Raw genomic sequence first — 26704 nt, 5'->3', positions numbered from 1 at the left:
AGGCGATCAGGGCTTCGGGAACCAGCGAAAAGTAGAGATGTATCGTCATGATTGTGTACTTTCTCCAAGATGAGATTGTCTGGACAAGGTGCCATCGTCAACAAACCGACGACGCTTACCCCTAGACCAATGCGATTTTCATGCTGCGGCCACGACTCTTGTTTCGGAATTATACGAGGTGTGGCTTACGGCGCCTAGCCGCTTGAAGATACTTTGTTAGTTCGCCGGGTAAGTCTCGAGTCTTACCCATCCGACAATACTCAAACGTCAATATTTCTCGCCGCCAGAGCGTTTGACTCGATGAAGTTACGCCGCGGTTCGACCAACTCACCCATCAAGGTCGTGAAGATCTCGTCGGCACGAATCGCGTCCTCTATCTGAACTTTCAGCAAGCGCCGCACTTTCGGGTCCATGGTCGTTTCCCAAAGCTGATCAGGGTTCATTTCACCAAGCCCTTTGTAGCGCTGCTTGCTGACCGTACGCTCGACTTCATTGAGTAGCCACTTCATCGTTTCGGCAAAACTGCCGACTGCCTGCTGCTTTTCACCGCGGACCACGACGCCCCCAGGGCCAAACAGGCCAGCCAGGAGTTCGGCGGTCTTGCGCAGTTGCGTGTAATCGCCGCTGACCAGGAGATCCTCATCGATGACACCAACTCTGAGATTGCCATGCAGCACCTTTTCGAGGCGTAGTTGCCAGCGCTCCTCGGCGTCATCGTAACGCGCGTAGATCTTGATCCCCAGCTTGTCGCCGACGGCTGCCATCAGAGCCACTGCGGTCGCTGTTGCCGACGCCTCGTCACTGACGTCAATCTTCAGATTGGCATCGATCAAAGCGTGCAGCACCTCGGGGTTTATCAGGTGCGACAGACGGTTGATGACCGCTTCGGCAAGCAGATACTCGCGCGCCAGCTCTTCCAGAGCAGCCCCGGAAATCTCCAGCGCAGCGCTCTTCGGTGTGAGCACGGAACCCTCCAGCGCCAGAGTAAGCAGAAACTGCTTGAGCGCTTGATCGTCCTTGATGTAGCGCTCGGTCTTGCCGTGCTTGACCTTGTACAGCGGTGGCTGCGCTATGTACATGTGCCCATTCTCGATCAACTCGGGCATCTGACGATAAAAGAAGGTCAGCAGCAGGGTACGAATGTGCGCACCATCGACATCAGCATCGGTCATGATGATCAGGCGGTGATAACGCAGCTTCTCCGGCTTGTACTCATCCTTGCCGATACCGGTGCCAAGCGCGGTTATCAGGGTGACGATCTCTTGCGAAGAAATAAGCTTGTCGAAGCGCGCTTTCTCGACGTTGAGGATCTTTCCCTTCAACGGCAGGATGGCCTGGAACTTTCGGTCGCGACCCTGTTTCGCAGAACCGCCAGCGGAATCTCCTTCGACCAGGTATAGCTCGCAAAGCGCCGGGTCTTTCTCCTGGCAATCGGCTAGCTTGCCGGGCAAGCCGACGCCGTCGAGCAAACCCTTGCGGCGCGTCATCTCCCTGGCTTTTCTGGCTGCGTCGCGAGCCCGCGCCGCTTCGACGATTTTGCCGGTAATCACCTTGGCGTCAAGCGGCCGCTCCTGAAGAAACTCGCTCAGCTTGGCCGCCACCACCTCTTCGACCGCCGGCCGCGCTTCCGATGAAACCAGTTTCATCTTCGTCTGCGAAGCAAACTTCGGATCGGGCATTTTCACCGACAGCACGCAGGCCAGGCCTTCACGCATATCGTCGCCGGCGATATCGACCTTGGCCTTCTTGGCAATCTCGTTTTCTTCGATATAGCGATTGATGACCCGCGTCATCGCCGCCCGCAGACCGGTCATGTGCGTTCCACCGTCAGCCTGCGGGATGTTGTTGGTGAAGCACAGAACCTGTTCGGCGTAGCTGTCGTTCCATTGCATGGCCACTTCGACGCTGATCGGGCCATTGGCACTCAGCGATTCCCCTTCGGCATGGAAAATATTCGGATGCAGTACCGACTTGCTGCGATTGATGTATTCGACGAAACCCTGAACACCGCCCAGAAAAGCAAAGTCTTCTTCCTTGCCGTTGCGCTGATCGATCAGGCGGATCTTCACGCCATTGTTGAGGAACGACAGCTCGCGCAAACGCTTGGCTATGATTTCGTAGTGAAACTCGACCTCGCCGAAGATCTCCTCGTCGGCCATGAAGTGCAGTTCGGTGCCACGTTTCTCTGTGTGGCCAAGGATCCTCGTCGGTGATACCTCCACTCCCCGTTGCATTTCGAGTGGACGGTCGACGACCTTGCCACGGTTGAACTCGATGAAATGCTTCTGACCATCTCGGCGGATGGTCAACCGCAGCCACTTGGACAAGGCGTTAACGCAGGAAACGCCAACTCCGTGCAAACCTCCAGAAACCTTGTACGAATTCTGGTTGAACTTGCCACCCGCGTGCAGCACGCACATCACGATCTCCGCGGCCGACCGCTTCGGCTCGTTACGGTCATCGAACTTGACACCGGTCGGGATTCCACGCCCGTTGTCGGTCACCGAAATCGAATTATCAGCATGAATGGTAATGACAATGTCGTCACAGTGACCGGCCAGCGCCTCGTCAATGGCATTATCGACGACCTCGAAAACCATGTGGTGCAAACCCGTCCCATCAGAGGTGTCACCGATGTACATCCCCGGGCGCTTGCGCACCGCCTCCAGGCCTTCCAGCTGCAGGATGCTCGTTTCGTCGTAGGCGGGTTGCTCGTTTTCTTCACTCATTCTTTGATCCAAACTATCTGTCGTCGGTTTAAGCACTGGTGTTGCTGTTCGGCCCGCGCATCCCCTCAGATGCGCATTGGCATAACCACGTAGCGGAATCGCGCGTTGCCAGGAATGGTCAACAGCGCACTTGAATTAGCGTCGTTGAAGCCCCATTCGATGGTTTCCTCCGAGCGGTTGTTCAACACGTCGAGCAGGTAGGCGACATTAAAACCGACGTCGAGTGCTTCTCCATCGTACTCGACTTCGATCTCTTCCAGCGCTTCTTCCTGCTCGGCGTTGGCAGCCATGATCTTGAGTGAGCCCTCCGCAAGCATCAGACGAACGCCGCGGAATTTCTCATTGGTCAGAATCGCCGCCCTGACCATCGACTGCAGCAAGAGCGTGCGACTGACCGAAACGACGTTCCTCAGGCTCGCCGGAATGACTCGCTCGTAGTCCGGGAAGCGACCGTCGATCAGCTTTGAGATCAAGCTAATATGGCCGAACTGGAAACGAATCTGGTTCGGCAGCATCTCGATCGAAAGCGCCTCGTCGCTATCAACGAGCAGTCTGTTCAGTTCGATCACCGTCTTGCGCGGCAGAATCAATTCCAGGCGCGCGGCACCTTCGGCCCGCAAGGCTTGGGGAGCGTCTTCGAGCGGCATGCTGGCGTAGGCCAGACGATGTCCATCCGTGGCCACGGCGCGCAGCTCGCTGCCATCAAAGAGCAGCAGAAGCCCGTTCAGGTAGTAGCGTACGTCCTGCGTCGCCATCGCGTACTGCGTTTGCGCCAGCAAGCTGCGGAACGCCTTCTGCTCGACAGTGAAACGCTTGACTTCGCCCTCGGCCACCGCCAGGCACGGAAAGTCATCAGCCGGCAAGGTCTGCAGACTGAACCGACTCTTGCCAGCCTTTACCTGCAGGCGCCGGTCATCCAGAACCAGGCTCACTTCGGCGGCTTCTGGCAAGGAACGCAGAATCTCCTGCAGCTTTCTCGCGCCGACCGTCACCGCGCCATCGCCATCACCGGTCGCATCGTTGCTCGAACTGGTGATCTGGATTTCTATATCGGTGGCCAGAAGGGTCAACACATCGCCCCGCTTTTCGAGCAAGACGTTCGACAGGATGGGCAAGGTGTGACGCTTCTCAACTATCCCCGAAACGGCCTGCAACGGTGCCAGCAGAGTGTCGCGTCTTGTTTTAATAAGAAGCATATATATAAATCCTATAAAGACTATAGTCGGAACAAGTCTGTTGATAGTTCGCTATTTACGCTTATATTCAGAGACTTGCGTCTATTTCTAGAGCTGAAAAAAGCCTGTCTTCGCCTGTGGGCCAAATCTAACAATTTATCCACAGGGTCCTTCTGTTCCCTTTATCCACTATCTGTCGGCATTTTTTTCCACGAACTTCTACATCTCACTACATGCTTCGCCCTAGCTCTTGAGGACCTGCTGCAGCACGTGCACATCATGGTTGAGTTCGTTGTCCTTGGTGCGCAGATCATCGATCGTTCGTACCGCGTGCAGCACGGTGGTGTGGTCGCGACCGCCGAAGGCGCCACCGATGGCCGGGTAGCTCATCGTGGTCAGATTTTTGGCCAGCCACATGGCGATCTGCCGTGGTCGGACGATCACTCGTGTCCGCTTTTTTGAGAACAGGTCCGCCACCTTGATCTTGTAGTAGTCGGCAACCGTCTTCTGGATGTTGTCGACAGTGATCTGGCGGTTGACTGCGCCAATTACGTCCTTGAGCGCTTCCTTGGCTAGGTCCAGCGAGATCAGGAGGCCGTGGAACGCCGAGTAGGCGAGCACTTTTTTGAGTGCGCCCTCAAGCTCGCGGACGTTGGAGCGTAGATGTTTGGCTATGTAGAATGCCACCTCGTCGTCGAGGGCGACCCCATCCCCTTCCGCCTTCTTCTTGAGGATCGCCACCCGCATCTCCGTTTCCGGCGGCTCGATCTGTACGGTCAAGCCCCAATCGAAGCGTGTGATCAACCTATCCTCAAGGCCAGAAATGTTCTTCGGATAGGTGTCACAGCTGATCACGATCTGCTTGCGCGTTTCGCTCAGCGCGTTGTAAACGTAAAAGAATTCTTCCTGGGTCCGATTCTTGCCGTTGAAGAACTGGACATCGTCGAGCAGCAGTACATCAAGCGAGCGGTAGTAGCGTTTGAAGACGTCGAAGGACTTCTGCTGGTACGCGCGCACGACATCCGAATAATAGTCCTCGGCATGGACGTAACGAACGACGCTTTCGGGATAGTTATCGAGAATGTGATTGCCGATGGCGTGGATCAGGTGCGTCTTACCGAGACCGGCACCCCCATAAATGAAAAGCGGGTTGTAGGTTGTCTCGCCAGGGTTGATTGAAACCTGTCGCGAAGCGGCGCGCGCCAGATCGTTGGCTTTGCCGACGATCAGGTTCTCAAAGGTAAAGGTCTTGATCAAGCGCGTTTTTTTCGTAGGCTGTACGGTCTCTCGCGGCGAGCGAGGTGCTGCTGATGGCGGCTGCCGTTCCTGCAGCCGTCGAGCGGCTATCAACCCGTGGCGAAGTGCTGTTTGTCCCCGGCGCTTGCTGCCGTGGCGGTGCGACGCGCTCACCGAGGCTCAAGACGATGTTGACCGGCATCGAAAAGTGCTCGCACGCCAACTCTTCGATCCGTGCCAGATAGCGTTCCTTGACCCACTTGAGAATAAAACCGTTGGGCGCCAGGAGCCGCAAGCCACGCGCGCAGTCATCCTCCCCTTGCATAACGAGGGGACGGATCCAGGTACTGAATTGCTGAGGCGGAAGTTCCTGCTCGAACTGGCTCAGACAGGCGGACCAGAAGCTAACCATCAATAGTCATGTACTGACATTCCGAAGTGTTGGGCCGACGCAGAAACGTAACGGCGACCGTTCGCCATGACAAGACAGCTTGGAAATCATCGAGATGGACCACAATCCCCGCCTGCTGCAGGCTATCCCCCTGGTGCTGGTAAGGAAGACCGGCTGCTGACCCTCTACGCTTCGCAATTGTTATCTTGTCACGAGCGTTCAAACGACAATTTTAACCCGTCAGACCGAAGTTATCCACAGCTTCATTGAAAATATGGCCTTGACAAGCTTTACCCTCAGGTTGTCTAATTACCCGTTCACTTCGCTATGACTTCAAGGGTTTAACCATGAAACGCACTTATCAACCGTCGGTGGTTCGTCGCAAGCGCACGCACGGCTTCCTCGTCCGCATGTCCACCCGTGGCGGTCGCGCCGTCATTCGTGCCCGTCGCGCCAAAGGTCGTCATCGTCTTGCCGTTTGAACGGCAGCGCTGATTCAGCTGATTCAGCTGATTCCGTCGGCAATCTTTCGTTTGCCGCCGCAGCTTTTCCAAAGCACTACCGCCTGTTGAAAACGGATGAGTACTCATCCGTTTTTGGTTTCCGGAAGGCGCTGAAAAGCCAGCATTTTCTGCTACATTACCGCCCTCGTGACGCAGACGACATAGCCGGAGCCAGGCTTGGCTTGGTCGTCGCCAAGCGCTTTCTGCGCCGATCGGTTGATCGCAATCTGGTCAAGCGACTGGCACGAGAGCATTTCCGCTTGCTGCGTGCCCGTCTTCGCTGCAACGATTTCGTGCTGCGCTTGGCGGCCAAGCCGAAAGCAGTTGAACGCCAAGCTTTGGCGCTGGAAATCCAGCGCCTGCTGAGCAAGATGACCTCACCTCGATGATGGGCCGATGAAACAGTTGTTGCTCGCGCTGATAGCCTTTTACCGTTACGCGATCAGTCCCTTTCTCGGGAGTCGTTGCCGCTTCTTCCCAAGCTGTTCCGAGTACGCGGCCGAAGCCCTTGAAAAACATGGCACCGGCAAGGGAGTACGCCTTGCCCTGCAGAGAATTTTCCGCTGTCATCCGTGGAATCCGGGTGGTTTTGACCCCGTACCCTGAACATCAATCGAATCGTATAGGCTTTCATGGATAACCGACGCCTGCTCCTGTTGCTGGTCTTCTCCTTTTCGCTGGTCATGCTCTGGGATGCGTGGCAGAAATACAATCAGCCTCCACCAGTCGCACCCATAGCGACAGCCGGGGCAGTGGCTCCCGGATCGACGGCAGACCCGGCAGCGCCGCAGCCATCGGCAAGCCTGCATTCGCCGGTGCCGACGGTACCCGGCGCCGCCGCCGTTCCGTTTATGCCAACGGGTGAGACGGTGACCATCAGGACCGACCTTTTTGTCGCCGAGATCTCGGCAGAGGGAGGTGATATCGTTCGCCTGACCCTGGACGAATACAAGGACACGGAGAGCAAGAGCAAGGATTTCGCTCTTTTCGACCGACGTCACCAGTATGCCGCGCAAAGTGGCTTGATCGGCGAAGGCTTGCCAAGCCACAAGACCGTCTTCTCGGTCGTCCCCGGTGACCGAGAACTCAGCGGCGAGGCCAAGACGCTGCAGCTGCGCCTCGAGGCAGCGCCCAGCAATGGTGTCAAGGTAACAAAAATCTATACTTTTACCCGCGGCAGCTATCTGATCGATGTCGGCTACGAAATCGACAATGGTGGCGAGAAGCAGGTCGCGGCGCACGCTTACTATCAACTCCAGCGCGATACGGCGCCACCTGAAGGCGAGAGCCGGATGGTGATGACCTTCACCGGGCCCGCCGTCTATACCGAGCAGGAGAAGTTCCAGAAAGTCGATTTCTCCGCTGTCGAAGCGGGCAAAGCCAAGTTTGTCACGCAGGCCGACAACGGCTGGATCGCCATGATCCAGCACTATTTTGTCGCTGCCTGGGTACCACCGGAGAAGCTCGCCCGCGAGTACTACATGCGCAAGCTGGACAGCGCCACTAGCCCGGCGATAACCGCTGGAGTGATTGTCCCGGTACCGGTCGCCGCGCCCGGCGCCAAGGTGGTTTTTTCTGTTCCGCTCTATGCGGGTCCGCAACTGCAAAGCAAGCTCGACCATCTGGCATTGCCCACGTCTGAAGGTGGAATTGGTGCACAGGGTTTGCCATTGGTCGTTGACTACGGCTGGCTGACGATCATCGCCGCGCCGATCTTCTGGTGTCTGCAGGCGATTCACAAAGTGGTCGGCAACTGGGGCTGGGCGATCGTCCTGCTTACCGTCGGTATCAAGTTGCTGTTCTTTCCGCTATCGGCAGCCAGCTACAAGTCGATGGCCAAGATGCGCAACGTGACACCGCTTCTGGTCAAGCTCAAGGAGCGCCACGCTGGTGATCGACAGAAGCTCAACCAGGAAATGATGGAGCTCTACAAACGCGAAAAAATAAATCCGCTCGGTGGCTGCCTGCCGATTGTGGTGCAGATCCCCGTCTTTATCGCTCTCTACTGGGCCCTACTGGGTGCCGTCGAAATTCGTGATGCGCCGTGGATCCTCTGGATCACCGACTTGTCGGCGAGCGATCCGTATTACGTCCTGCCGGTCATCATGGTCGTGACGATGCTCATCCAGACCCGGCTTAATCCGACGCCGCCGGATCCGATTCAAGCCAAAGTGATGATGATGATGCCGTTCATCTTCGGCGCCATGTTTTTCTTCTTTCCGGCCGGTCTGGTGCTCTATTGGGTGGTCAACAATACCCTGTCGATTGCCCAGCAATGGCAGATCACGCGGATGATGGCAGGTGGCGCGAAAGCCGCCAACGATCCCAAAGTCTGAGCCGGGAAAAACGGCAGCGACCATAGCCGCCATCGCGACCGCCCCTGGTCGTGGTGGAATCGGCATCGTCCGCGTCTCAGGAGCGAAGCTCCTCGACTTCGCCGCGGCACTCAGCGGCAAGCGGCCTGCCGCTCGCCTGGCGACGCTCGCTGCTTTCAGGGCCGGCGACGGCAGCGTCATCGACACTGGCCTGCTGCTCTACTTTCCCGGACCGAATTCCTTTACCGGCGAAGAAGTTCTCGAACTGCACGGCCACGGTGGGCCGGTGGTCATGCAGATGCTCCTGGCGCGCTGCCTCGAACTCGGCGCACTCCTGGCCGAGCCAGGCGAGTTCACTCGCCGCGCCTACCTCAATGGCAAGCTCGATCTGGCACAAGCTGAAGCGGTCATTGATCTGATCGACGCGGCAACCGCCGCTGCTGCGCGCAGCGCCGTGCGCTCGCTGCAGGGCGAGTTCTCGCACGAAATCAATTCCTTGCTGGAGCAGCTGATCGAACTGCGCGCGCTAGTCGAGGCGACCCTCGATTTTCCGGAAGAGGAAGTCGATTTCCTCGAAGCCGCCGATGCCTTCGGCCGTCTCGATCGCCTGCGACAGCGCCTGGCACTGGTCTTCAACCGTGCCCAGCAGGGTCGTCTGCTGCAGGGTGGTCTACACGTCGTCCTCGCCGGCCAGCCAAACGTTGGCAAGTCCAGCCTGCTCAATCGTCTTGCCGGCGACGACTTAGCGATCGTTACGGCTTTGCCGGGAACCACTCGCGACGTCGTGCGCGGCACCCTGCAGCTCGAAGGCATCCCGCTGCACGTGATTGATACTGCGGGCCTGCGTGAAACCGAAGACCCGATCGAGCAGATCGGTATCGAACGTAGTTGGCGCGAGATCGAGCGCGCCGACGTCGTCGTCTTGCTGGTAGACGCGCGCAGCGGCGTTGCTGACGCCGACCGCGCCATTCTGGCGCAACTGCCCGGCCACCTTGCCCGGGTAACGGTGCATAACAAGATCGATCTTGCTGGCCGCGGCGCGGCCGCTGTCGACGACGCCGATGGTGTGGTCATTGCCCTTTCGGCCAAATCGGGCGAAGGCCTAGAACTCCTGCGCCGGGCCTTGCTGCACATTGCCGGCTGGCATCCGGCTGAAGACGTTTTCATCGCTCGCGAACGCCACTTGGGTGCCTTGAGCGAAACACGCTGGCGCATCGAGCAAGCGCAGGCGCAACTACCCCGGCTGGAGCTGTTCGCAGAAGAACTGCGTCTTGCACAACTGGCGCTGGCGACGATTACTGGCGAGTTCAGTGCCGACGACCTGCTCGGCGAGATCTTCGGGCGTTTCTGTATCGGCAAATAAGGGCGTTGCTGACCTTCCTGCCGTCGACTGCGCTGCTCACGTCACCACAAAGGATTTCAAGGAATGAATTGGGACCCCGAGCAATATCTCAAATTCGTCGAAGCACGGCGGCGACCGGCACTTGATCTGATCGCCCGGCTTGGCACCATCGGCCCCAAGAATGTCCTTGACCTCGGCTGCGGCGCCGGCAACATCACCCGCTTGCTCGCCGAACATTGGCCACAGGCCGTGATCGTCGGCGTGGACAAGGACGCGGCTATGCTCCGTAAAGCCGCATCGACCGCCTCGCCGATCGACTGGCAGCAGTGCGATATTGTCGACTGGCGGCCAAGGCTTGCGCCTGATCTTATTTTCTCGAACGCTGCGCTGCATTGGCTTGGCGATCATCCGCAGCTGCTGCCCGGGCTGATCGCGCAGCTCGCCGAGGGTGGCGTGCTGGCCGTGCAGATGCCCTCGAACTTTGCTGCACCGTCGCATCAGATTCTGCGCAAGCTGGCTGACGATGATCGCTGGCAACAGTCGCTAGCCGGCATAGCGCTGGGGAAGGTCCTTTCTCCGGCCGAATACCACCGCCTGTTGTCGCCGCTTTGTCGTCATCTGGAGATCTGGGAGACCATCTACTGGCAGGTGCTCAGCGGTGACGACGCAATCATCGAATGGATGAAGGGAACGACCTTGCTTCCCTATCTCGCGCGCCTCGACGCAGTCGCCAAAGAAGAGTTTTTGGCCGCCTATCGCGCACCGCTGGCGGTGGTCTATCCGCGCGGCAGTGATGGTCATACCCTGTTCCCCTTCAAGCGGCTCTTCTTCGTGGCGCAGCGCTGAATGGAATTCACCGCCGCCGAACTATCCATTTTTCTTGCCCTGGGGACGGCCGCGCTGTTTGCCGGCTTCATCGACGCGGTCGTTGGCGGGGGCGGCCTGATCCAGATTCCGGCGTTGTTCACCACCTTGCCGAATGAAATTCCTGCGACCTTGTTTGGCACCAACAAGTTCGCCAGCGTCTTCGGCACCAGCAATGCCGCCTGGCGCTACGCGCGCCGGGTCAACATGCCCTGGCGCACGACCCTGCCGGCGGCGCTGGCGGCGTTTGCTTTCTCCTATCTCGGCGCGGCGGCGGTCGCCTGGATGCCACCGGAACTGCTGCGGCCGTTGATCCTCTTGTTGCTCATCGGCGCGGCCGTCTATACCTTTGTGCGTAGCGACTTTGGTGCCATTCACCGGCCGCAACACACCGGTCGCCGTGAATTGATCTACGCGCTGATCGTTGGCGGCGCAATCGGCTTTTATGATGGCTTCTTCGGGCCGGGTACCGGCAGTTTCCTGATTTTTCTCTTTATTCGCTTCTTCGGTTTTGATTTCCTGCACGCTTCGGCGGCGTCGAAAGTGGTGAACGTCGCCACCAACCTCGCGGCGTTGGGCTACTTTCTCCCCAACGGCCATATACTGCTGGGTCTGGCGATTCTGATGGCCAGTTGCAACATCCTCGGTTCATTGATCGGCACCCATCTTGCGCTGCGGCACGGCAGTGGCTTCGTTCGGAAGGTGTTTTTGTGCGTTGTCAGCCTGTTTATCATCAAATTCGCCCACGATACCTTCGCTTGAGCTTGTCTTGCCGGTTGGTCCGGCGCTGGTCGCCGTACAGTTAGGCAGTCGCCATCCGACGACAGCTTCGTCTAAGTGCGGGGCTGCTCGGCCTGCTTGCGCGTCGCCGTCAAGGGGACGACGGCAATTCCGTACTTGCGTGAAACGCGCTCGTACATCTCTCGCGCCGAAATTACCTTGGGGTTGCGCAAGTCCTTTTCCTGGGCTGTGCGCAGGTAACCAAGGCCACGCTTGGCGAGCGCTGGATTCCATCCCTTGATTTCAAGCAGGGTAAAAATGGCTTTGCTGGCGTTGATCAGGAACTGCAGGTTGGGTACCCGTTCGGCAGCCTCCATGAGCAGCTTCACCGAGCCATCAAGATCGCCGCCGCGGGCGGCAAGGACGCCGCGGTTGTTGAGTTCGACGATTTCCCTGCCGACCTGCGCGAGTAGCGCCTTGCCCGCCTCTTCCTTGCCGGCCTTGGCGTAGATGCTTTCGATCTGGGCAATCATCGCGCGGTCCTGGTGGTTCTCGGCGGCAACCTTGCGCACCATCTCCTGGGCGATGGCTTCTTTGCCGGTGGCCAGGCAGGCATGCGCCAGATCGAGAGCCAGTTTGCTCGATACCAGGGTGTCTTTACCGTCCGCCTTCAAGCCATCATGCAAGACGAGCGCTTTCTCGATGGCCATCTGGGCTTTGGTCGGGTCACCCTCCTTGTTCGCACAGAGCCCGTCCATGACCAGTGCCGCCAGCTCGCCCTGCTTGCTGCCGCGCCAGTCGCGGCGGAGTTCGTCGGCAATTCGTTTGGCGCCTTCGACGTGCCCCAGATCGATCATCGCGCGCGCGAGATTGGAGTAGTCGTCAATGTTGTTCAGCGAGGACCCACGCCGGCGCTCGAGCACTTTTCCGTAGGCGCGTTCGGCAGCCTGGAAATCGTGGTTTCGTGCCGCCACATCACCGACCATCCGCTGCCGGGCCGTGTTGTTGGGCGAGATCATCGTCGCCGACTGCAGGGCTTCCTGTGCCTCGCGCAGCTTGCCCATTTCTTCGCGTACCTCGGCGACGAAGTCGTAGGCCGCCATGAATTCGGGGAAGTCTTCGATCAGCGCCTGGGCGACGGTTTCGGCTTCGCGCAAATGCTGTTGACTGCGCAGGGCGATGGCCAGACCCATGCGCGCCCAGGGGACCATGCGTTGTTGCAGGACCTCTTGGTAGACCGCTTGCGCCTCCGCCGGGCGCCCGAGCACATTGAGGATCTCGCCCTTGAAGCGCAGCAGGTCGAAGAGGAAGCCGCTATCCTGAGCGAGCAGGCGTTCACAGGCGTCCAATGCGTCGCTGAAAGCGCCGTTCTCGAGAGGCTCGTAGAGCGCTGCGAAGAACTGCTTTCTGTACAGTGCGCGCACCAGCCTGCCGTGCAGATCGTCGGCGGTGAACGGTTTGATCAGGTAGTCATCCGGGGCCAGCTCGGCGATCGACACGACGTTGTGATAGGCGCGTTCGCTGGTAATCAGCATGAAGACGGTCGCTAGCGCCACCAGGCGTTGCTGGCGCAGCTCTTCGAGCAGTTGCTGGCCATCGCGTCCGTCCTCGAGCTGGTAGTCCGAGAGGATGATGTCGAAATGGTGGCTGCGGACCTGACGGAGCACTTCAGCCGTGGTGCCGGCATTGTGCACTGACGTAACCCCCAGCGCTGAAAGCATGATGCGCAGCGAATTGCGTGCGTTGGGATAGCGATCGATCAACAAGGCTCGCTTGTGGGCCAGTTCCTTGCTCATCTTGTGGAGCATCTCGGCGGTGGTTTCGGCTCTCATCATGGCTGGCACATTACCCGACCGCGCCCAGGCGGGCAAGCAAGGAAACCAGGCCCCGGCGCGCGAGGGCAATGATGTGAAAGTCGCGCAAGCGACTCACAAACCTCCCTTCTTGCCGCGCGGGAGAAGGGTCGGGGATGAGACGGGGAATTCTGGGCGCAAGCGCCCAGCCCGTCGAACGATTCCGGCGTGCAAGCCGGAATCCGCACTGCAAGTGGAGGGAAAAACGGTCATGACTTTCATGATCTGGGGTGTCTCGATTGTCATGACCGTTAGCTGCGGATCAGATAATCGAAGGCGCTAAGCGCAGCTTTCGTGCCTTCGCCCATGGCGATAACTATTTGTTTGTAGGGCACGGTGGTCACGTCGCCGGCGGCAAAAACACCGGGCAGCGAAGTCGCACAGCGGGCGTCGATCTCGATCTCACCGTGCGCAGACAGTTCGAGTGTGCCCTTGAGCCACTCGCTGTTCGGTAGCAGGCCGATCTGTACGAAGATGCCGGCGAGGTCGATACGTCGCTTTTCACCGCTGGCGCGATCGGTGTACAGCAGGCCGTCGACTTTCTGGCCGTCCCCGGCTACTTCGGTGGTCAGCGCCTCGGTGATCACATCGACGTTGCCGAGACTGAAAAGCTTCTTCTGCAGCACGGCGTCGGCCCGCAGGCTGGCCTCGAATTCGAGCAAGGTGACGTGGCCAACGATACCGGCGAGGTCGATGGCCGCTTCCACGCCGGAGTTGCCGCCACCGATCACCGCCACTCGCTTGCCCTTGAACAGCGGCCCGTCGCAGTGCGGACAGTAGGCGACACCATGACCCCGATACTCCTTCTCGCCAGGAACGTTGATCTCGCGCCAGCGGGCACCGGTGGCGAGGATCACCGTCTTGCTGCGCAGGGTCGCACCACTGGCCAGGCGTAGTTCGGTCAGGCCGTCGACCGCCTGTGGCAGCAGCGCCTCGGTACGCTGCAGATCCATGATATCTACGTCGTACTCCTTGACGTGCTCTTCGAGCGCGACGGCGAGCTTCGGACCATCGGTTGCCTTCACCGAGACGAAGTTTTCAATGGCCAGGGTATCGAGGACCTGGCCACCGAAGCGCTCGCTGACCACGCCCGTGCGAATGCCTTTGCGTGCCGCGTAAATCGCCGCCGCGGCGCCAGCCGGGCCGCCACCGACGATGAGTACGTCGAAGGGCTCGCGAGCGTTGATTTTCTCTGCGCCGCGCTGCGCCGCGCCGGAATCGATCTTGGCGACGATCTCTTCCAGGGCCATGCGGCCCTGGCCGAACTGCTCGCCGTTGAGAAAGACCGTCGGCACACCCATGATCTGGCGCGCGCTGACCTCGTCCTGGAACAGTGCTCCGTCGATCATCTGGTGGCTGATGCCGGGGTTGCTGACGGCCATCAGGTTCAGCGCCTGCACCACGTCCGGGCAGTTGTGGCAGGAAAGCGAAATGAAGGTTTCGAAATGGAATTTGCCGGGAATGGCGCGAATTCCCTCGATCACACTGGCGTCGGCCTTCGGCGGATGACCCCCGACATGCAGCAGGGCTAGAACCAGCGACGTGAATTCGTGCCCCATCGGGATACCAGCAAAGCTGATGCGTGCTTCTTCGCCAGCCAGGCCGACCGCGAACGAGGGTTTGCGGGCCGCGTTGCCGTCTTCCCGGAGGCTCACCTGCTCGGACAGCGCGGCAATTTCCTGCAGCAGGGCCAGCATCTCGCGGGCGGATTGACTGCTGTCCAGCGAGGCGAGCAATTCGATCGGTCGCTGCAGTTTTTGCAGGTAGGCAGCGAGTTGAGTCTTGATGTTGGCGTCGAGCATGTAAGCGCTTCCTTGTCGAGTGGTTTGAAAAAGGGCCCCCAATGCAAAGGGGCCGCCAAGCATTGCTTCGCGGCCCCTTTGCATTGGGACCCGGGCTCGCGCTGCCTCGCAGTACAGGCAGCGCGAATGAGCAAAGGCTTCTAGATTTTGCCGACCAGGTCGAGTGACGGAGAGAGCGTCGCGTCGCCGGGTGTCCACTTGGCCGGGCAGACTTCACCCGGATGGCTGGCCACGTACTGGGCAGCCTGTACCTTGCGCAGCAGTTCTTTGGCGTCACGACCGATCCCCAGGTCGTGGATTTCACAGATCTTGATGACCCTTCGGGGTTTATGACGAAAGTGCCGCGCAGCGCCAGGCCTTCCTCTTCGATCATTACTTCGAAGTTGCGGGTGATTGCCCCGGTGGGGTCCCCGACCATCGGGTAAGTGATTTTCTTGATGGTCTCGGAAGTGTCGTGCCACGCCTTGTGCGTGAAGTGCGTATCGGTGGACACCGCGTACACTTCGAGGCCCAGCTTCTGAAACGATGCGTACTCATCGGCCAGGTCGCCGAGTTCGGTTGGACAGACGAAGGTAAAGTCAGCCGGGTAGAAGAAGACCACCGACCACTTGCCCTTCAGATCGGCGTCAGTGACGGGGCCAAACTTGCCGTTGTGAAAAGCCGTTGCTTTGAATGGTTTGATTTCGGTATTGATCAAGGACATCTTGAGCTCTCCTTCGGGTGGGGTGAAAAAACTGAATCGACGGGTTCATGGTAGAGGATTCGCCAGCATTGTTCCAATTGATTCTCGCAATGCGACTCATAGCCAAACGCTATATTCGCCCCGTGGCGAGCTCTCACGCAGCGCTGGAGAGTTTGTTGAAACCTGTTATTTTTCAGCGAACTGCAGTAGAATTCCGCTATTTTGCGCAGGCCTCTCTGCGAGGAAGATCCGACTGCCCATGCTCTTTCCTGACCGTTTCGAGGTGATTGTCGTCGGTGGCGGCCATGCCGGCACCGAGGCGGCGCTGGCCGCGGCGCGCATGGGAGTGAAGACTCTGCTGCTGACCCACAACCTCGACACCCTGGGCGCGATGAGCTGCAATCCGTCGATCGGCGGCATCGGCAAAGGGCATCTGGTCAAAGAGGTCGACGCCTTGGGCGGGGCGATGGCCGAGGCCACCGATGAGGCGGGTATCCAGTTTCGGACGCTGAATTCGAGCAAGGGTCCGGCGGTGCGTGCGACGCGCGCGCAGGCCGACCGCGTCCTCTACCGGCAGGCGATTCGTCGCCGCCTGGAGAATCAGCCGAATTTAACGATTTTCGCGCAGGCCTGTGACGATCTGATCGTCGAAGGCAATCGCGTGGCCGGAGTGGTGACCCAGCTCGGCGTGCGCTTTGCGGCGCCAGCGGTGGTCCTGACCACCGGCACTTTTCTTAACGGCCTGATTCACGTCGGCATGTCGAACATGGTTGGCGGCCGCATGGGTGACCCACCGGCGGTTTCGCTGGCGACACGGCTGCGCGAGCTGGAATTGCCGGTCGGGCGACTCAAGACCGGCACGCCGCCGCGGCTCGACGGGCGGAGCATCGATTTTTCGGTGATGGTCGAACAACATTCGGATCAGCCGCGGCCGGTTTTCTCCTTTCTTGGTGACGCGGCGCAGCACCCACAGCAACTGCCGTGCTGGATTACCAGCACCAATTCCGGCACGCACGACATCATCCGCGCCAATCTGGATCGCTCGCCGATGTACACCGGCGTCATCGAAGGTATTGGTCCGCGCTACTGTCCTTCGATCGAAGACAAGATTCATCGTTTCGCCGGTAAGGACAGCCACAACATCTTCCTCGAGCCGGAAGGCCTGCACACGCACGAAATCTATCCCAACGGGATCTCGACCAGTCTGCCCTTCGACGTGCAGTTGGCGATCGTGCGCTCGATCCGTGGCCTGGAGAGCGCGCATATCCTGCGCCCCGGCTATGCCATCGAATACGACTACTTCGATCCGCGCGCGCTCAAGGCCTCCCTGGAAACCAAGGCCATCGGCGGGTTGTTCTTCGCCGGCCAGATCAACGGCACCACCGGTTACGAGGAAGCCGCGGCGCAGGGCCTGTTGGCCGGCGCCAACGCCGCCCTGTTGGCACAGGAGGAGGCACCGTGGACGCCGCGTCGTGACGAAGCCTATCTCGGCGTCCTGGTCGACGACCTGATTACCCGCGGCGTCTCGGAACCCTACCGCATGTTCACCAGCCGTGCCGAGTACCGCTTGTCGCTGCGCGAGGACAACGCCGATATGCGCCTCACCGAACATGGTCGCCGCCTGGGACTGGTGGACGATCGGCGTTGGACGGCTTTTTGCAAAAAGCGCGACGCGATTGCCGGCGAGCAGGAGCGCTTGAAAGCGACCTGGGTACAACCGGGAAAGCTCGCCGACGGCGAGGCCTTGCGCGTCGTTGGCCGGGAACTTGAGCACGAGTACAGCCTGCACGATCTTTTGCGCCGCCCGGATGTGAGCTACCGGGCCTTGATGAGCCTGCGCCTTGGCGAGGTTTCGGCTGACGCTGGCTTGAGCGATCCGCAGGTCATCGAACAGGTCGAAATCCAGGCCAAATACCAGGGCTACATCGAACGTCAGCAGGAAGAAGTGGCCAGGAGCCTGGCCAATGAAGAGCGCTGTTTTCCGGCCAACTTCGATTTCAGCGACATCCCCGGCCTATCACGCGAGGTGCAGCAGAAGCTGTCCCTGCAGCGGCCGCAGACGCTTGGCCAGGCGTCGCGAATCCAGGGCATGACGCCGGCTGCGATCTCGATCCTGACGGTTTGTCTGAAACGCGGCGAGTTGGACGCGCAGCGCCAGCGTGCCGCCGCCGCCGGCAGCTGATGAGCGCCGCGGACCAACTCCAGCAGGGCTTGCAGGATCTCGGCGTCGAGCTGTCAACGCCTGCGCAGAACAAATTGCTGGCTTACACCGCGCTGCTAGAGAAATGGAACCGGACCTACCGCTTGACCGCGGTCCCGAATTCGGCGCTGACGGTCAGCCATCACCTGCTTGATTCGCTGGCGGTGCTCCCTTTCCTGCGTGGCGAGAGCCTGCTTGACGTTGGCAGTGGCGGTGGCATGCCCGGAATTCCACTGGCCATCGCCCGCCCCGAGCTGAGCGTCGTCCTGCTCGACAGCAATTCGAAGAAGGGCGCCTTTCTGCGCCAGGCGGCGATTGAGCTGGAACTGGCGAATATTGCCGTACACTGTGGGCGGGTCGAGGCCTATCGGCCGGCGATGGCGTTCGCGATGATCACCGCGCGCGCCTTTGCCGATCTCGCCGAGCTGATCAGGTTGTCGCGCCACCTGCTGCAAGCGGGTGGTCACTGGTTGGCCATGAAAGGCGTCTGCCCGCAGGCCGAGGTCGCGCGTTTGCCCGCCGACGTCGTGGTCGACGCGATACACCGTCTGGAAGTGCCGGGGGTCACCGGCGAGCGGCATCTGGTGCGGATCAGCAGTCGTGCCGCCGGGCATTGAGGGGGAGTCGATTTGGCAAGAATACTCGCGGTAACCAACCAGAAAGGTGGCGTTGGAAAAACCACGACCGCCGTTAACCTTTCGGCCTGTCTGGCCGAATGTGGGCAGCGCGTGCTGCTCATCGATCTCGATCCGCAGGGCAATGCGACCACCGGCTGCGGCGTCGTCAAGCGCGGTGCCATGCCCACCGTCTATCAGGTACTGATCGGTCGCTCGACGGCCGCGGAGACCCGCTTGAGCAGTGACTTCGGCTTCGACCTGCTACCGGCGAACCGCGAACTGGCCGGTGCCGAGATCGACCTGATTGATCTTGGGCAGCGCGAATATCGTTTACGCGACGCGCTCGCCAGCGTTCGCGCGGACTATGACTTCATTCTCATGGACTGCCCGCCGGCCTTGAATATGCTGACCGTCAATGGTTTGGTGGCCGCGGATACGGTGATGATTCCAATGCAGTGCGAGTATTACGCGCTGGAAGGCCTGACTGATCTCGTCGCGACGCTGAAGAAAATCCGCGCCAATCTCAATCCGAGGCTCGAGATCGAAGGGCTGCTACGGACCATGTTCGACCCACGCTCGACCTTGACGCAGCAGGTGTCGAACGAACTCGAAGAACACTTTGGCGAAAAAGTCTATCGCACCATCATCCCGCGCAACGTGCGCCTTGCCGAGGCGCCGTCCTACGGCAAGCCGGTAATTGCCTTCGACCGCAGTTCCAAGGGCGCGCAGGCCTATCTGCTGCTGGCGCAGGAGATTCTCGACCGCCGCGCCGGCACGGCGCGCGCCGGTGCAACGACCGCGGGACTGGGAGTCTAGTCATGAAACTGAAGGGTTTGGGCCGCGGTCTCGACGCTTTGCTGGCTGGTAACGATGCGCAGAACAAGGAGCAGCTGCGCAGCGTGCCTCTGGCTGACATCCAGCCCGGCAAGTATCAGCCGCGCACGCACATGGACAGCGCCTCGCTCGAAGAACTGGCCGCGTCGATCCGGATGCAGGGCTTGATGCAGCCGATCCTGGTCCGCCCGGTGAGCGACGAGCGCTACGAAATCATCGCTGGCGAGCGACGCTGGCGGGCGGCGCAGATGGCCGGCCTCAGCGAAGTGTCAGCCTTGATCCGGGAGATTCCCGATGAAGCGGCGCTGGCGATGGCCTTGATCGAGAACATCCAGCGCGAAAACCTCAACCCGCTGGAAGAAGCGCTCGGCCTGCAGCGACTGATCGACGAGTTTGCGATGACCCATCAGCAGGCGGCCGACGCCGTGGGTCGTTCGCGGCCGGCGGCATCAAACCTGCTGCGTCTGTTGCAACTGGCGCCACCCGTGCAGGAGCTTCTGATGCGCGGCGAAGTGGACATGGGGCATGCGCGCGCACTTCTCCCCCTGGCCGGCGCACTGCAGGTTCAGCTGGCGCAACGCGTGGTGCAGAAAGGACTATCGGTGCGCGAAACCGAGCGCCTCGTACAATACGCGCTGCGGCCGCCGAAAGAGCAGGAGCCGCCCAAGCCGGATCGTGATGTGCTGCGTTTGCAGGATGAGCTGGCCGATTTGCTCGGGGCGCAGGTGGCCATTCGCGCCAACCAGCGCGGCGCCGGCAAGGTGCTGATCGAGTTCGGCGACCTGGATCAGCTGGAAGGAATCCTGCAGCGGCTACGCCATTGATGCGGCGCAGCAAAGATGCATTATTGCAGCTCTCGGAACCTGCCTGCAAGGCAGAGTTTGCCAAGGAAAGGGAACTTTCTTGCACATGCGGTTTGATTCCTCTATAGGAGTCTGGTATCCTGCCTGTGTTTTGGAGGGGCTGGTCGTGCATCCTCAGGTTCGCTGGTTTTTCCGCTGTCAGGTGATCGTCACCCTGGTGGCTGCGGCGATAGCGGGCCTTGTTGCGGGGACTGATGCGGCCGTTTCTGCGGCGCTTGGTGGTGGCATTGCGATTGCCAGCGCCTTGGCTTATGTGTGGCGAGGTTTGCGGCCAGCGGGAACGGCAGCTGCTGATGCGAAAAAGGCGTTCAATTCTCAGGTTGCCGCCGAAGGGTATAAGTTTGCGGTCACCCTTCTACTGTTTGGCCTGGTTTTCAAAAGCTATGCACAGCTCGTCGCCTTGCCGCTCTTCCTGGCTTATGCCGCAACAATTGTTGTTTATTGGATGGCGCTGCTCAAGCAGCACTAGTCAAACAGGGGAAAAAACATGGCTTCAGGCGAAGCATTAACGACCAGTGCATACATCGTCCACCACCTGACCAACAACACGGTTGGTGAAGGCTTCTGGACGCTTCACCTGGATACCTTGTTCGTTTCCGGGATTATCGGACTGGTCGCTTTTCTCGGCATGGCCAAGGTCGCCAAGCAGGCGAGCTCCGGCGTTCCCGGCCCGCTGCAGAGTTTTATCGAAATTCTGGTGACTTTTGTTGATCAGCAGGTCAAGGATACTTATCACGGCAGAAGTCCGCTGGTCACGCCGCTGGCGATTACCATTTTCGTCTGGGTTTTCCTGATGAATGCCATGGACCTGATCCCGGTCGACTTCCTGCCCCTGATTCTCGGCGTCTTCGGCATTCACTACCTCAAGGTGGTGCCGACAACCGATCCGAATCTGACTTTCGCCATGTCCCTGAGCGTGTTTGCGATCATGATCGTCATGGGCATCAAGGTGAAAGGCGCGGGTGGCTTTTTCCACGAAGTCGTCGCCGTACCTTTTGGCATCAAACTGGCGCCTGTCAATATTCTCTTCCGCGTCATTGAAGACATCGCCAAGCCGATCTCTCTCTCGCTGCGTTTGTTCGGCAACATGTACGCTGGCGAGATGGTCTTCATCCTGATCGCCTTGCTCGGCGTCTGGCAGTTGCCGCTGGCACTGCCCTGGGCCTTGTTCCACATCCTGATCATCACCCTGCAGGCCTTCGTGTTCATGATGTTGACCATTGTTTATCTGTCGATGGCCAGCGAGTCCCACGGTTAGTGGGCGAACACCGGGTGTTTTGATGCGCTGTCCGCTTCACGTCGTCCTTGTTTAATCCATTTAGCATTTTTTTGTTAGGAGAACCACCAATGGAAGCCGCTCTGTCAATGTTGCTTGGTAACACCGCCATCGCCGTCGCCATCCTGATCGGGGCAGGTGCCCTGGGTACCGCCATCGGGTTTGGTATTCTCGGTGGCCGCTTCCTCGAAGGAGCCGCTCGCCAGCCGGAAATGATCCCCACTCTGCAGGTCAAGATGTTCATCGTTGCCGGTCTGCTCGACGCGGTGACCATGATCGGCGTTGGTATCGCCCTATTCATGCTCTTTGCGAACCCTTTCATCGCCGTCGTCAAGGGCTGATCGCTTCTCCTTTCTGACTCACCCCTAAAAGGAGGTTAGCGTGAATATCAACGCAACGTTATTTGGCGAGGCGGTCTGGTTCGGCGTCTTCATCTGGATCACCATGAAGTACGTCTGGCCGCCGCTGCAAAAGGCGATTGCTGATCGCCAGGCACTGATTGCCGACGGGCTTGCCGCCGGTGAGCGTGGGAGGCATGAGCTCGAGCTGGCCTCGAAGCGTTCGGCCGATTCCCTGCGTGAAGCCAAGGTGAAGTCGGCTGAAATAGTCGTCGCCGCCGAAAAGCGCGCCTTGCAGGTGATTGAAGAGGCGAAGCTGGCTGCAAAAGTCGAAGCCGACAAGGTGGTCGCGTCCGCACAGGCGGAGATTGCTCAGCAGGTCGAGCAGGCCAGAGCCGAGCTGCGCGGCAAAGTTGCCGATCTCGCGGTTGCCGGTGCCGAGCGCATCCTGAAGCGCGAAGTCGACGCCAAGGGGCACGCCGACATGCTAGCCGCCCTGAAGCAGGAACTATAAGACCATGGCCGAACTCGCTACCATCGCGCGTCCCTACGCTGAGGCGGTTTTCCGCGTCGCGTTGGACGAAAACACGCTGCCAGCTTGGTCCGAGCGCTTGTCGCTGCTGTCCGCAATAGCCGGGGATAGTCAGATGCGTTCATGCATCGGCAACCCGGAACTGTCTGCCGCGCAGAAAAGCGAGCTCTTCAAGTCGCTGGCTGGCGAGGCGCTTGTGGGCAGCGAAGCCAATCTGATCGACGTTCTTGCTGCCAATGAGCGGCTTTCTGCCCTGCCGGAAATCGCGCACCTGTTCGAGAGCCTCAAGGCCAGCCAGGAGGGCGTCAAGGAAGCGACGATCTATAGCGCTTTTCCGGTCAACGAGAAGCAGCGCAAGGCGCTGATCGAGGACCTCGAAGCACGCTTCAAGACCCGGCTGACTGCCGACGTGGTCGTTGATCAATCATTGATCGGCGGCGTAAAGATTGTGGTTGGCGACCAGGTCCTCGACACTTCCGTGCGCGGAAAATTGGAGAGCCTGCGGTTGGCGCTCAAGAACTAGGAGAATTTCCATGCAGTTGAATCCTTCAGAAATCAGCGAACTGATCAAGAGCAAGATCGAGAATCTTGATATCAGCGCCGATCTGCGCACCCAGGGCACCGTTGTTTCGGTGACCGACGGCATCTGCCGCATCTATGGCCTTACCGACGTCATGCAGGGAGAAATGCTCGAATTTCCGGGCAATATCTTCGGCATGGCCCTGAACCTCGACCGCGACTCGGTTGGCGCGGTGGTCCTCGGTGAGTACGAGCAGATCAGTGAGGGCGACACGGTCAAGACCACCGGACGCATCCTCGAAGTGCCGGTCGGTCCCGAACTCCTTGGCCGGGTGGTGAACTCGCTTGGTCAGCCGATCGACGGCAAGGGCCCGATCAACAACAAGCTGACCGACAAGATCGAGAAAGTGGCGCCCGGGGTGATCTGGCGTAAATCGGTTTCGCAGCCGGTGCAGACCGGCCTGAAGTCGATCGATGCCATGGTTCCGGTTGGTCGCGGTCAGCGCGAGCTGATCATTGGTGACCGGCAAACCGGCAAGACCGCGGTAGCCATTGATACGATCATCAACCAGAAAGGCCAGAACCTTATCTGCATCTACGTTGCTGTCGGTCAGAAGGCCTCGACCGTCGCCACTGTCGTCCGCAAACTCGAAGAGAACGGAGCGATGGAGTACACCACTGTCGTTGCCGCCACAGCCTCGGAAACTGCCGCCCTGCAGTACATCGCACCGTACTCGGGGTGCACCATGGGCGAGTACTTCCGGGATCGTGGCCAGGATGCGCTGATCATTTACGACGACTTGACCAAGCAGGCCTGGGCCTATCGCCAGGTGTCATTGCTGCTGCGCCGCCCGCCAGGACGTGAAGCCTACCCGGGCGACGTGTTTTACCTGCACTCACGCTTGCTTGAGCGTGCGGCTCGCGTTTCCGAAGAATGGGTTGAGAAGTTTACCAACGGCGAAGTCACCGGCAAGACCGGCTCGCTTACCGCCCTGCCGATCATCGAGACCCAGGCCGGCGACGTTTCTGCCTTCGTTCCGACCAACGTCATCTCGATTACCGACGGACAGATCTTCCTTGACACCGACCTCTTCAATGCCGGTGTTCGCCCTGCCATGGATGCCGGTATCTCCGTCTCCCGCGTGGGTGGTGCTGCCCAGACCAAAGTCATCAAGAAGCTCGGTAGCCATATTCGTCTGGCCCTCGCTCAGTACCGCGAGCTCGCCGCCTTCTCGCAGTTCGCCTCTGACCTGGACGAAGCGACGCGCAAACAGCTCGATCGTGGACGTCTGGTGACCGAACTGATGAAGCAGCCTCAGTACTCGCCAATGTCGATTGCCCAGATGGCGGTGACCCTCCTGGCGGTGAACAAGGGCTTTTTCGATGATGTTGCGGTGAAGGACGCGCTGGCGGTCGAGAAGCAGATGCAGAGCTACATTGAGCAGAAACACGCTGACCTCATCAGCAAGATCGCCACAACACAGGACCTCGACGCTGACGCTGAGCAAAAGCTCACCAAGGCGATTGAGGCGTTCAAGGCCACCCTGGCCTGATGATCGATCGAGGAGGTTGCCATGGCTAGCGGCAAGGAAATCCGCAACAAGATCAAGAGTATCGAGAGCACGGCCAAGATTACCAAGGCCATGCAGATGGTCGCCGCATCAAAAATGCGCAAGGCGCAGGACAGGATGCGAGCGGCTCGCCCTTACGGCGAGAAAATTCGCCAGGTAGCGGGCAACCTCTCGCACGCCTTGACCGACTATCGCCATCCCTTCCTGACGGTCCGTGAGGATGTGAAAGCCATCGGCTTGATCACCATCACCTCCGACAAGGGACTGTGCGGCGGTCTGAACACCAACCTTTTGCGTCTTGCTCTCGGAAAGATGAAAGAGTGGAATGCCGAAGGCAAGAAACTGCGGGTAACGACGATCGGTAGCAAGGGTCTGGGTTTCATGCAGCGTGCTGGGGCCGACATCGTATCGCAGCTGACCGGGCTCGGCGACACGCCGCACCTGGAAAAACTCATTGGCCCGGTCAAGGTTCAGCTCGACGCCTACATCAAAGGCGAGATTGACGTCCTGTACATCGGTTGCACGCAGTTCATCAACACCATGAAACAGGAACCAATACTCTATCAGTTGCTGCCGCTGTCTGGCGACCTCGTCGGTGGTGGAGAGAATCGCTGGGATTATATCTACGAACCTGATGCCAAGACGGTCATTGACGACCTGCTGGTGCGTTATGTAGAGGCGATGATCTACCAGGCCGTTGCCGAGAACATGGCTTCCGAACAAAGTGCACGCATGGTGGCCATGAAGTCCGCTACGGATAACGCCAAGAACGTTATCGGTGAACTCAAGCTGGTGTACAACAAGGCTCGCCAGGCCGCAATTACGCAAGAGATATCAGAGATTTGCGCCGGCGCAGCGGCTGTCTGACGCCTGACCACGCGATAGTTAGTTTATTGATTAGGGATACAACCATGAATCAAGGAAACATTGTTCAGTGTATCGGCGCCGTGGTGGACGTCCAGTTCCCACGTGACGCCATGCCGCACATCTACAACGCCCTCCAGCTCGACAAGGCCGAAGAGTCGGAGATGTGCGAAGCCGACCTAGTGTTCGAAGTCCAGCAACAACTGGGTGACGGTATCGTGCGCACCATTGCCATGGGCTCTTCCGATGGACTCCGCCGTGGCATGAAGGTCAACGATACTGGTGCCGGCATTTCCGTGCCGGTCGGTGACGCCACGATCGGCCGCATCATGAACGTTCTCGGGCGGCCGATCGACGAAGCCGGGCCCATTGGCACCGACGAGCGGCGCGAGATTCACCAGTTGGCACCCAAGTTTGACGAATTGTCGCCATCCGTCGATCTGCTGGAAACCGGGATTAAGGTTATCGATCTCGTCTGTCCCTTTGCCAAGGGCGGTAAGGTTGGCCTGTTCGGGGGCGCCGGCGTCGGCAAGACCGTCAACATGATGGAACTGATCAACAACATCGCCAAGCAACATGCGGGCCTTTCCGTATTCGCCGGTGTCGGTGAACGGACTCGCGAGGGCAACGACTTCTACCATGAGATGAAGGAGTCCAATGTTCTTGACAAGGTGGCGATGGTGTTCGGCCAGATGAACGAGCCGCCGGGCAACCGCCTGCGCGTGGCTTTGACCGGGCTGACCATGGCCGAGCGCTTTCGCGACGATGGGCGCGATATTCTCTTCTTTGTCGATAACATCTACCGTTACACGCTGGCGGGTACCGAAGTGTCGGCGCTGCTCGGCCGGATGCCGTCTGCAGTCGGCTATCAGCCGACGCTGGCCGAAGAAATGGGCCGCCTCCAGGAACGTATCGCGTCGACAAAAGTGGGCTCGATCACCTCGATTCAGGCCGTCTATGTGCCCGCCGACCGACCTGACCGACCCCTCTCCCGGCGACGACCTTCCAGCACCTCGACTCAACAGTCGTTCTCTCGCGTGATATCGCATCGCTGGGTATCTACCCGGCCGTCGACCCGCTTGACTCGACTTCGCGTCAGCTCGATCCGCAGGTCGTTGGCGAAGAGCATTACAACGTTGCTCGCGCCGTGCAGATGACTCTCCAGAAATACAAGGAATTGCGTGACATCATCGCCATTCTCGGAATGGACGAATTGTCGCCGGAAGACAAGCTGGCCGTCCATCGGGCGCGCAAGATTCAACGCTTCCTGTCGCAACCGTTCAGTGTTGCCGAGGTCTTTACCGGCTCTCCGGGCAAGTATGTCCCGCTCAAGGACACCCTCAAGGGCTTCAAGATGATTGTCGACGGCGAATGCGACAACATCCCTGAGCAGGCATTTTACATGGTTGGCGGTATCGAAGAAGTGCTCGAGAAAGCCAAGACGCTCTAGAGCGGGCCAAGAGAACGTCGTTTTCGCG

The 26704-nt window shown here is 59.5% G+C and carries 24 protein-coding genes and 2 pseudogenes; 20 read left to right on the top strand and 6 right to left on the bottom strand.

Annotated elements, in window-relative coordinates; translation table 11 throughout:
* Positions 1-260 precede the first annotated feature (260 nt).
* From gyrB to dnaA, 3 genes and pseudogenes are all read right to left on the bottom strand, one after another.
* Positions 261-2729, bottom strand: a complete 2469-nt coding sequence (gene gyrB, locus E4Q23_RS01595; RefSeq protein ID WP_169065012.1) for a DNA topoisomerase (ATP-hydrolyzing) subunit B — start codon at positions 2727-2729, stop codon at positions 261-263.
* A 65-nt stretch (positions 2730-2794) separates the two neighbouring features.
* Complete coding sequence (gene dnaN / locus E4Q23_RS01590) at positions 2795-3925, bottom strand: DNA polymerase III subunit beta (RefSeq protein ID WP_169065011.1); 1131 nt, start codon at positions 3923-3925, stop codon at positions 2795-2797.
* A 222-nt stretch (positions 3926-4147) separates the two neighbouring features.
* A pseudogene (gene dnaA, locus E4Q23_RS01585) lies at positions 4148-5552 on the bottom strand (chromosomal replication initiator protein DnaA).
* A gap of 326 nt (positions 5553-5878) precedes the next feature.
* Between dnaA and rpmH the strand changes: the two are divergent.
* The 7 genes from rpmH (at position 5879) to E4Q23_RS01550 (ending at position 11317) form a co-directional block, all read left to right on the top strand.
* Positions 5879-6013, top strand: coding sequence for a 50S ribosomal protein L34 (gene rpmH, locus E4Q23_RS01580; protein WP_081444259.1), 135 nt, complete (start codon positions 5879-5881; stop codon positions 6011-6013).
* Positions 6010-6423: a ribonuclease P protein component gene (gene rnpA, locus E4Q23_RS01575; RefSeq protein WP_169065010.1), complete on the top strand. Its 414-nt coding sequence runs from the start codon at positions 6010-6012 to the stop codon at positions 6421-6423. Before rpmH ends, rnpA begins: the two co-directional genes overlap by 4 nt.
* A 7-nt stretch (positions 6424-6430) precedes the next feature.
* On the top strand, positions 6431-6640 hold the full coding sequence (gene yidD, locus E4Q23_RS01570) for a membrane protein insertion efficiency factor YidD (protein WP_169065009.1): 210 nt from the start codon (positions 6431-6433) through the stop codon (positions 6638-6640).
* Positions 6641-6666: 26 nt separating this feature from the next.
* A complete protein-coding gene (yidC, locus tag E4Q23_RS01565) occupies positions 6667-8370 on the top strand; it encodes a membrane protein insertase YidC (protein ID WP_169065008.1) in 1704 nt (567 codons plus the stop codon).
* Complete coding sequence (gene mnmE / locus E4Q23_RS01560) at positions 8336-9712, top strand: tRNA uridine-5-carboxymethylaminomethyl(34) synthesis GTPase MnmE (protein WP_169065007.1); 1377 nt, start codon at positions 8336-8338, stop codon at positions 9710-9712. The genes yidC and mnmE overlap by 35 nt, the downstream gene beginning before the upstream one ends.
* A 63-nt stretch (positions 9713-9775) precedes the next feature.
* Positions 9776-10537, top strand: a complete 762-nt coding sequence (locus E4Q23_RS01555; protein WP_169065006.1) for a methyltransferase domain-containing protein — start codon at positions 9776-9778, stop codon at positions 10535-10537.
* Positions 10538-11317 (top strand): sulfite exporter TauE/SafE family protein, encoded by a 780-nt coding sequence (locus E4Q23_RS01550; protein WP_169065005.1) that lies wholly within the window; start codon positions 10538-10540, stop codon positions 11315-11317.
* Positions 11318-11388: 71 nt separating this feature from the next.
* Here the strand turns inward: E4Q23_RS01550 and E4Q23_RS01545 are convergent, their stop codons facing one another.
* From E4Q23_RS01545 to ahpC, 3 genes and pseudogenes are all read right to left on the bottom strand, one after another.
* Complete coding sequence (locus E4Q23_RS01545) at positions 11389-13110, bottom strand: response regulator (protein WP_169065004.1); 1722 nt, start codon at positions 13108-13110, stop codon at positions 11389-11391.
* Between the two features lie 269 nt (positions 13111-13379).
* A complete protein-coding gene (gene ahpF, locus E4Q23_RS01540) occupies positions 13380-14930 on the bottom strand; it encodes an alkyl hydroperoxide reductase subunit F (protein WP_169065003.1) in 1551 nt (516 codons plus the stop codon).
* A 140-nt stretch (positions 14931-15070) separates the two neighbouring features.
* Positions 15071-15633: pseudogene (gene ahpC / locus E4Q23_RS01535) on the bottom strand (alkyl hydroperoxide reductase subunit C).
* A 238-nt stretch (positions 15634-15871) separates the two neighbouring features.
* On the opposite strand from ahpC, the gene mnmG reads away from it, so the two are divergent.
* From mnmG to E4Q23_RS23445, 13 genes are all read left to right on the top strand, one after another.
* Complete coding sequence (gene mnmG, locus E4Q23_RS01530) at positions 15872-17794, top strand: tRNA uridine-5-carboxymethylaminomethyl(34) synthesis enzyme MnmG (protein WP_169065002.1); 1923 nt, start codon at positions 15872-15874, stop codon at positions 17792-17794.
* Complete coding sequence (gene rsmG, locus E4Q23_RS01525) at positions 17794-18429, top strand: 16S rRNA (guanine(527)-N(7))-methyltransferase RsmG (protein ID WP_169065001.1); 636 nt, start codon at positions 17794-17796, stop codon at positions 18427-18429. Before mnmG ends, rsmG begins: the two co-directional genes overlap by 1 nt.
* A 12-nt stretch (positions 18430-18441) precedes the next feature.
* Positions 18442-19245, top strand: a complete 804-nt coding sequence (locus E4Q23_RS01520) for a ParA family protein (protein WP_169065000.1) — start codon at positions 18442-18444, stop codon at positions 19243-19245.
* 2 nt (positions 19246-19247) lie between these two features.
* Entirely contained in the window at positions 19248-20087 is an 840-nt protein-coding gene (locus tag E4Q23_RS01515) for a ParB/RepB/Spo0J family partition protein (RefSeq protein ID WP_169064999.1), read from the top strand.
* A gap of 85 nt (positions 20088-20172) precedes the next feature.
* Positions 20173-20595, top strand: a complete 423-nt coding sequence (locus E4Q23_RS01510; protein WP_211203585.1) for an ATP synthase subunit I — start codon at positions 20173-20175, stop codon at positions 20593-20595.
* Between the two features lie 18 nt (positions 20596-20613).
* Entirely contained in the window at positions 20614-21384 is a 771-nt protein-coding gene (gene atpB, locus E4Q23_RS01505; RefSeq protein ID WP_169064997.1) for a F0F1 ATP synthase subunit A, read from the top strand.
* Between the two features lie 107 nt (positions 21385-21491).
* The gene (gene atpE / locus E4Q23_RS01500; RefSeq protein WP_043562738.1) at positions 21492-21743 is read left to right on the top strand and encodes a F0F1 ATP synthase subunit C; all 252 of its coding nucleotides are present in this window, start codon (positions 21492-21494) and stop codon (positions 21741-21743) included.
* A 40-nt stretch (positions 21744-21783) separates the two neighbouring features.
* On the top strand, positions 21784-22254 hold the full coding sequence (locus E4Q23_RS01495; RefSeq protein ID WP_169064996.1) for a F0F1 ATP synthase subunit B: 471 nt from the start codon (positions 21784-21786) through the stop codon (positions 22252-22254).
* Between the two features lie 4 nt (positions 22255-22258).
* On the top strand, positions 22259-22795 hold the full coding sequence (locus E4Q23_RS01490) for a F0F1 ATP synthase subunit delta (protein ID WP_169064995.1): 537 nt from the start codon (positions 22259-22261) through the stop codon (positions 22793-22795).
* A gap of 10 nt (positions 22796-22805) precedes the next feature.
* Positions 22806-24344 carry a F0F1 ATP synthase subunit alpha gene (gene atpA / locus E4Q23_RS01485; RefSeq protein WP_169064994.1) on the top strand — a complete coding sequence of 513 codons (1539 nt, stop codon included), beginning with the start codon at positions 22806-22808 and terminating at the stop codon, positions 24342-24344.
* Between the two features lie 21 nt (positions 24345-24365).
* Positions 24366-25229, top strand: coding sequence for a F0F1 ATP synthase subunit gamma (gene atpG / locus E4Q23_RS01480; RefSeq protein ID WP_169064993.1), 864 nt, complete (start codon positions 24366-24368; stop codon positions 25227-25229).
* A gap of 110 nt (positions 25230-25339) precedes the next feature.
* Positions 25340-26383: a F0F1 ATP synthase subunit beta gene (gene atpD, locus E4Q23_RS01475; RefSeq protein ID WP_248595181.1), complete on the top strand. Its 1044-nt coding sequence runs from the start codon at positions 25340-25342 to the stop codon at positions 26381-26383.
* Positions 26269-26676, top strand: a complete 408-nt coding sequence (locus tag E4Q23_RS23445) for a hypothetical protein (protein ID WP_423753294.1) — start codon at positions 26269-26271, stop codon at positions 26674-26676. Before atpD ends, E4Q23_RS23445 begins: the two co-directional genes overlap by 115 nt.
* The last annotated feature ends 28 nt before the right edge of the window (positions 26677-26704 follow it).

The sequence above is a fragment of the Candidatus Accumulibacter phosphatis genome, from assembly GCF_012939955.1.
Classification (GTDB): domain Bacteria; phylum Pseudomonadota; class Gammaproteobacteria; order Burkholderiales; family Rhodocyclaceae; genus Accumulibacter; species Accumulibacter delftensis.
Note: the sequence above shows the minus strand (reverse complement) of the source record. Positions and strands in the feature narration are given on the sequence as shown.

What these genes read in the sequence shown, in the direction of transcription:
- gyrB (WP_169065012.1), bottom strand. Translation starts at nt 2,729, where the DNA reads ATGAGTGAAGAAAACGAGCAACCCGCCTACGACGAAACGAGCATCCTG.
- dnaN (WP_169065011.1), bottom strand. Translation starts at nt 3,925, where the DNA reads ATGCTTCTTATTAAAACAAGACGCGACACTCTGCTGGCACCGTTGCAG.
- rpmH (WP_081444259.1), top strand. Translation starts at nt 5,879, where the DNA reads ATGAAACGCACTTATCAACCGTCGGTGGTTCGTCGCAAGCGCACGCAC.
- yidD (WP_169065009.1), top strand. Translation starts at nt 6,431, where the DNA reads ATGAAACAGTTGTTGCTCGCGCTGATAGCCTTTTACCGTTACGCGATC.
- yidC (WP_169065008.1), top strand. Translation starts at nt 6,667, where the DNA reads ATGGATAACCGACGCCTGCTCCTGTTGCTGGTCTTCTCCTTTTCGCTG.
- E4Q23_RS01555 (WP_169065006.1), top strand. Translation starts at nt 9,776, where the DNA reads ATGAATTGGGACCCCGAGCAATATCTCAAATTCGTCGAAGCACGGCGG.
- E4Q23_RS01550 (WP_169065005.1), top strand. Translation starts at nt 10,538, where the DNA reads ATGGAATTCACCGCCGCCGAACTATCCATTTTTCTTGCCCTGGGGACG.
- E4Q23_RS01545 (WP_169065004.1), bottom strand. Translation starts at nt 13,110, where the DNA reads ATGATGAGAGCCGAAACCACCGCCGAGATGCTCCACAAGATGAGCAAG.
- ahpF (WP_169065003.1), bottom strand. Translation starts at nt 14,930, where the DNA reads ATGCTCGACGCCAACATCAAGACTCAACTCGCTGCCTACCTGCAAAAA.
- mnmG (WP_169065002.1), top strand. Translation starts at nt 15,872, where the DNA reads ATGCTCTTTCCTGACCGTTTCGAGGTGATTGTCGTCGGTGGCGGCCAT.
- rsmG (WP_169065001.1), top strand. Translation starts at nt 17,794, where the DNA reads ATGAGCGCCGCGGACCAACTCCAGCAGGGCTTGCAGGATCTCGGCGTC.
- E4Q23_RS01515 (WP_169064999.1), top strand. Translation starts at nt 19,248, where the DNA reads ATGAAACTGAAGGGTTTGGGCCGCGGTCTCGACGCTTTGCTGGCTGGT.
- E4Q23_RS01510 (WP_211203585.1), top strand. Translation starts at nt 20,173, where the DNA reads ATGCGGTTTGATTCCTCTATAGGAGTCTGGTATCCTGCCTGTGTTTTG.
- atpB (WP_169064997.1), top strand. Translation starts at nt 20,614, where the DNA reads ATGGCTTCAGGCGAAGCATTAACGACCAGTGCATACATCGTCCACCAC.
- atpE (WP_043562738.1), top strand. Translation starts at nt 21,492, where the DNA reads ATGTTGCTTGGTAACACCGCCATCGCCGTCGCCATCCTGATCGGGGCA.
- E4Q23_RS01490 (WP_169064995.1), top strand. Translation starts at nt 22,259, where the DNA reads ATGGCCGAACTCGCTACCATCGCGCGTCCCTACGCTGAGGCGGTTTTC.
- atpA (WP_169064994.1), top strand. Translation starts at nt 22,806, where the DNA reads ATGCAGTTGAATCCTTCAGAAATCAGCGAACTGATCAAGAGCAAGATC.
- atpG (WP_169064993.1), top strand. Translation starts at nt 24,366, where the DNA reads ATGGCTAGCGGCAAGGAAATCCGCAACAAGATCAAGAGTATCGAGAGC.
- atpD (WP_248595181.1), top strand. Translation starts at nt 25,340, where the DNA reads ATGCCGCACATCTACAACGCCCTCCAGCTCGACAAGGCCGAAGAGTCG.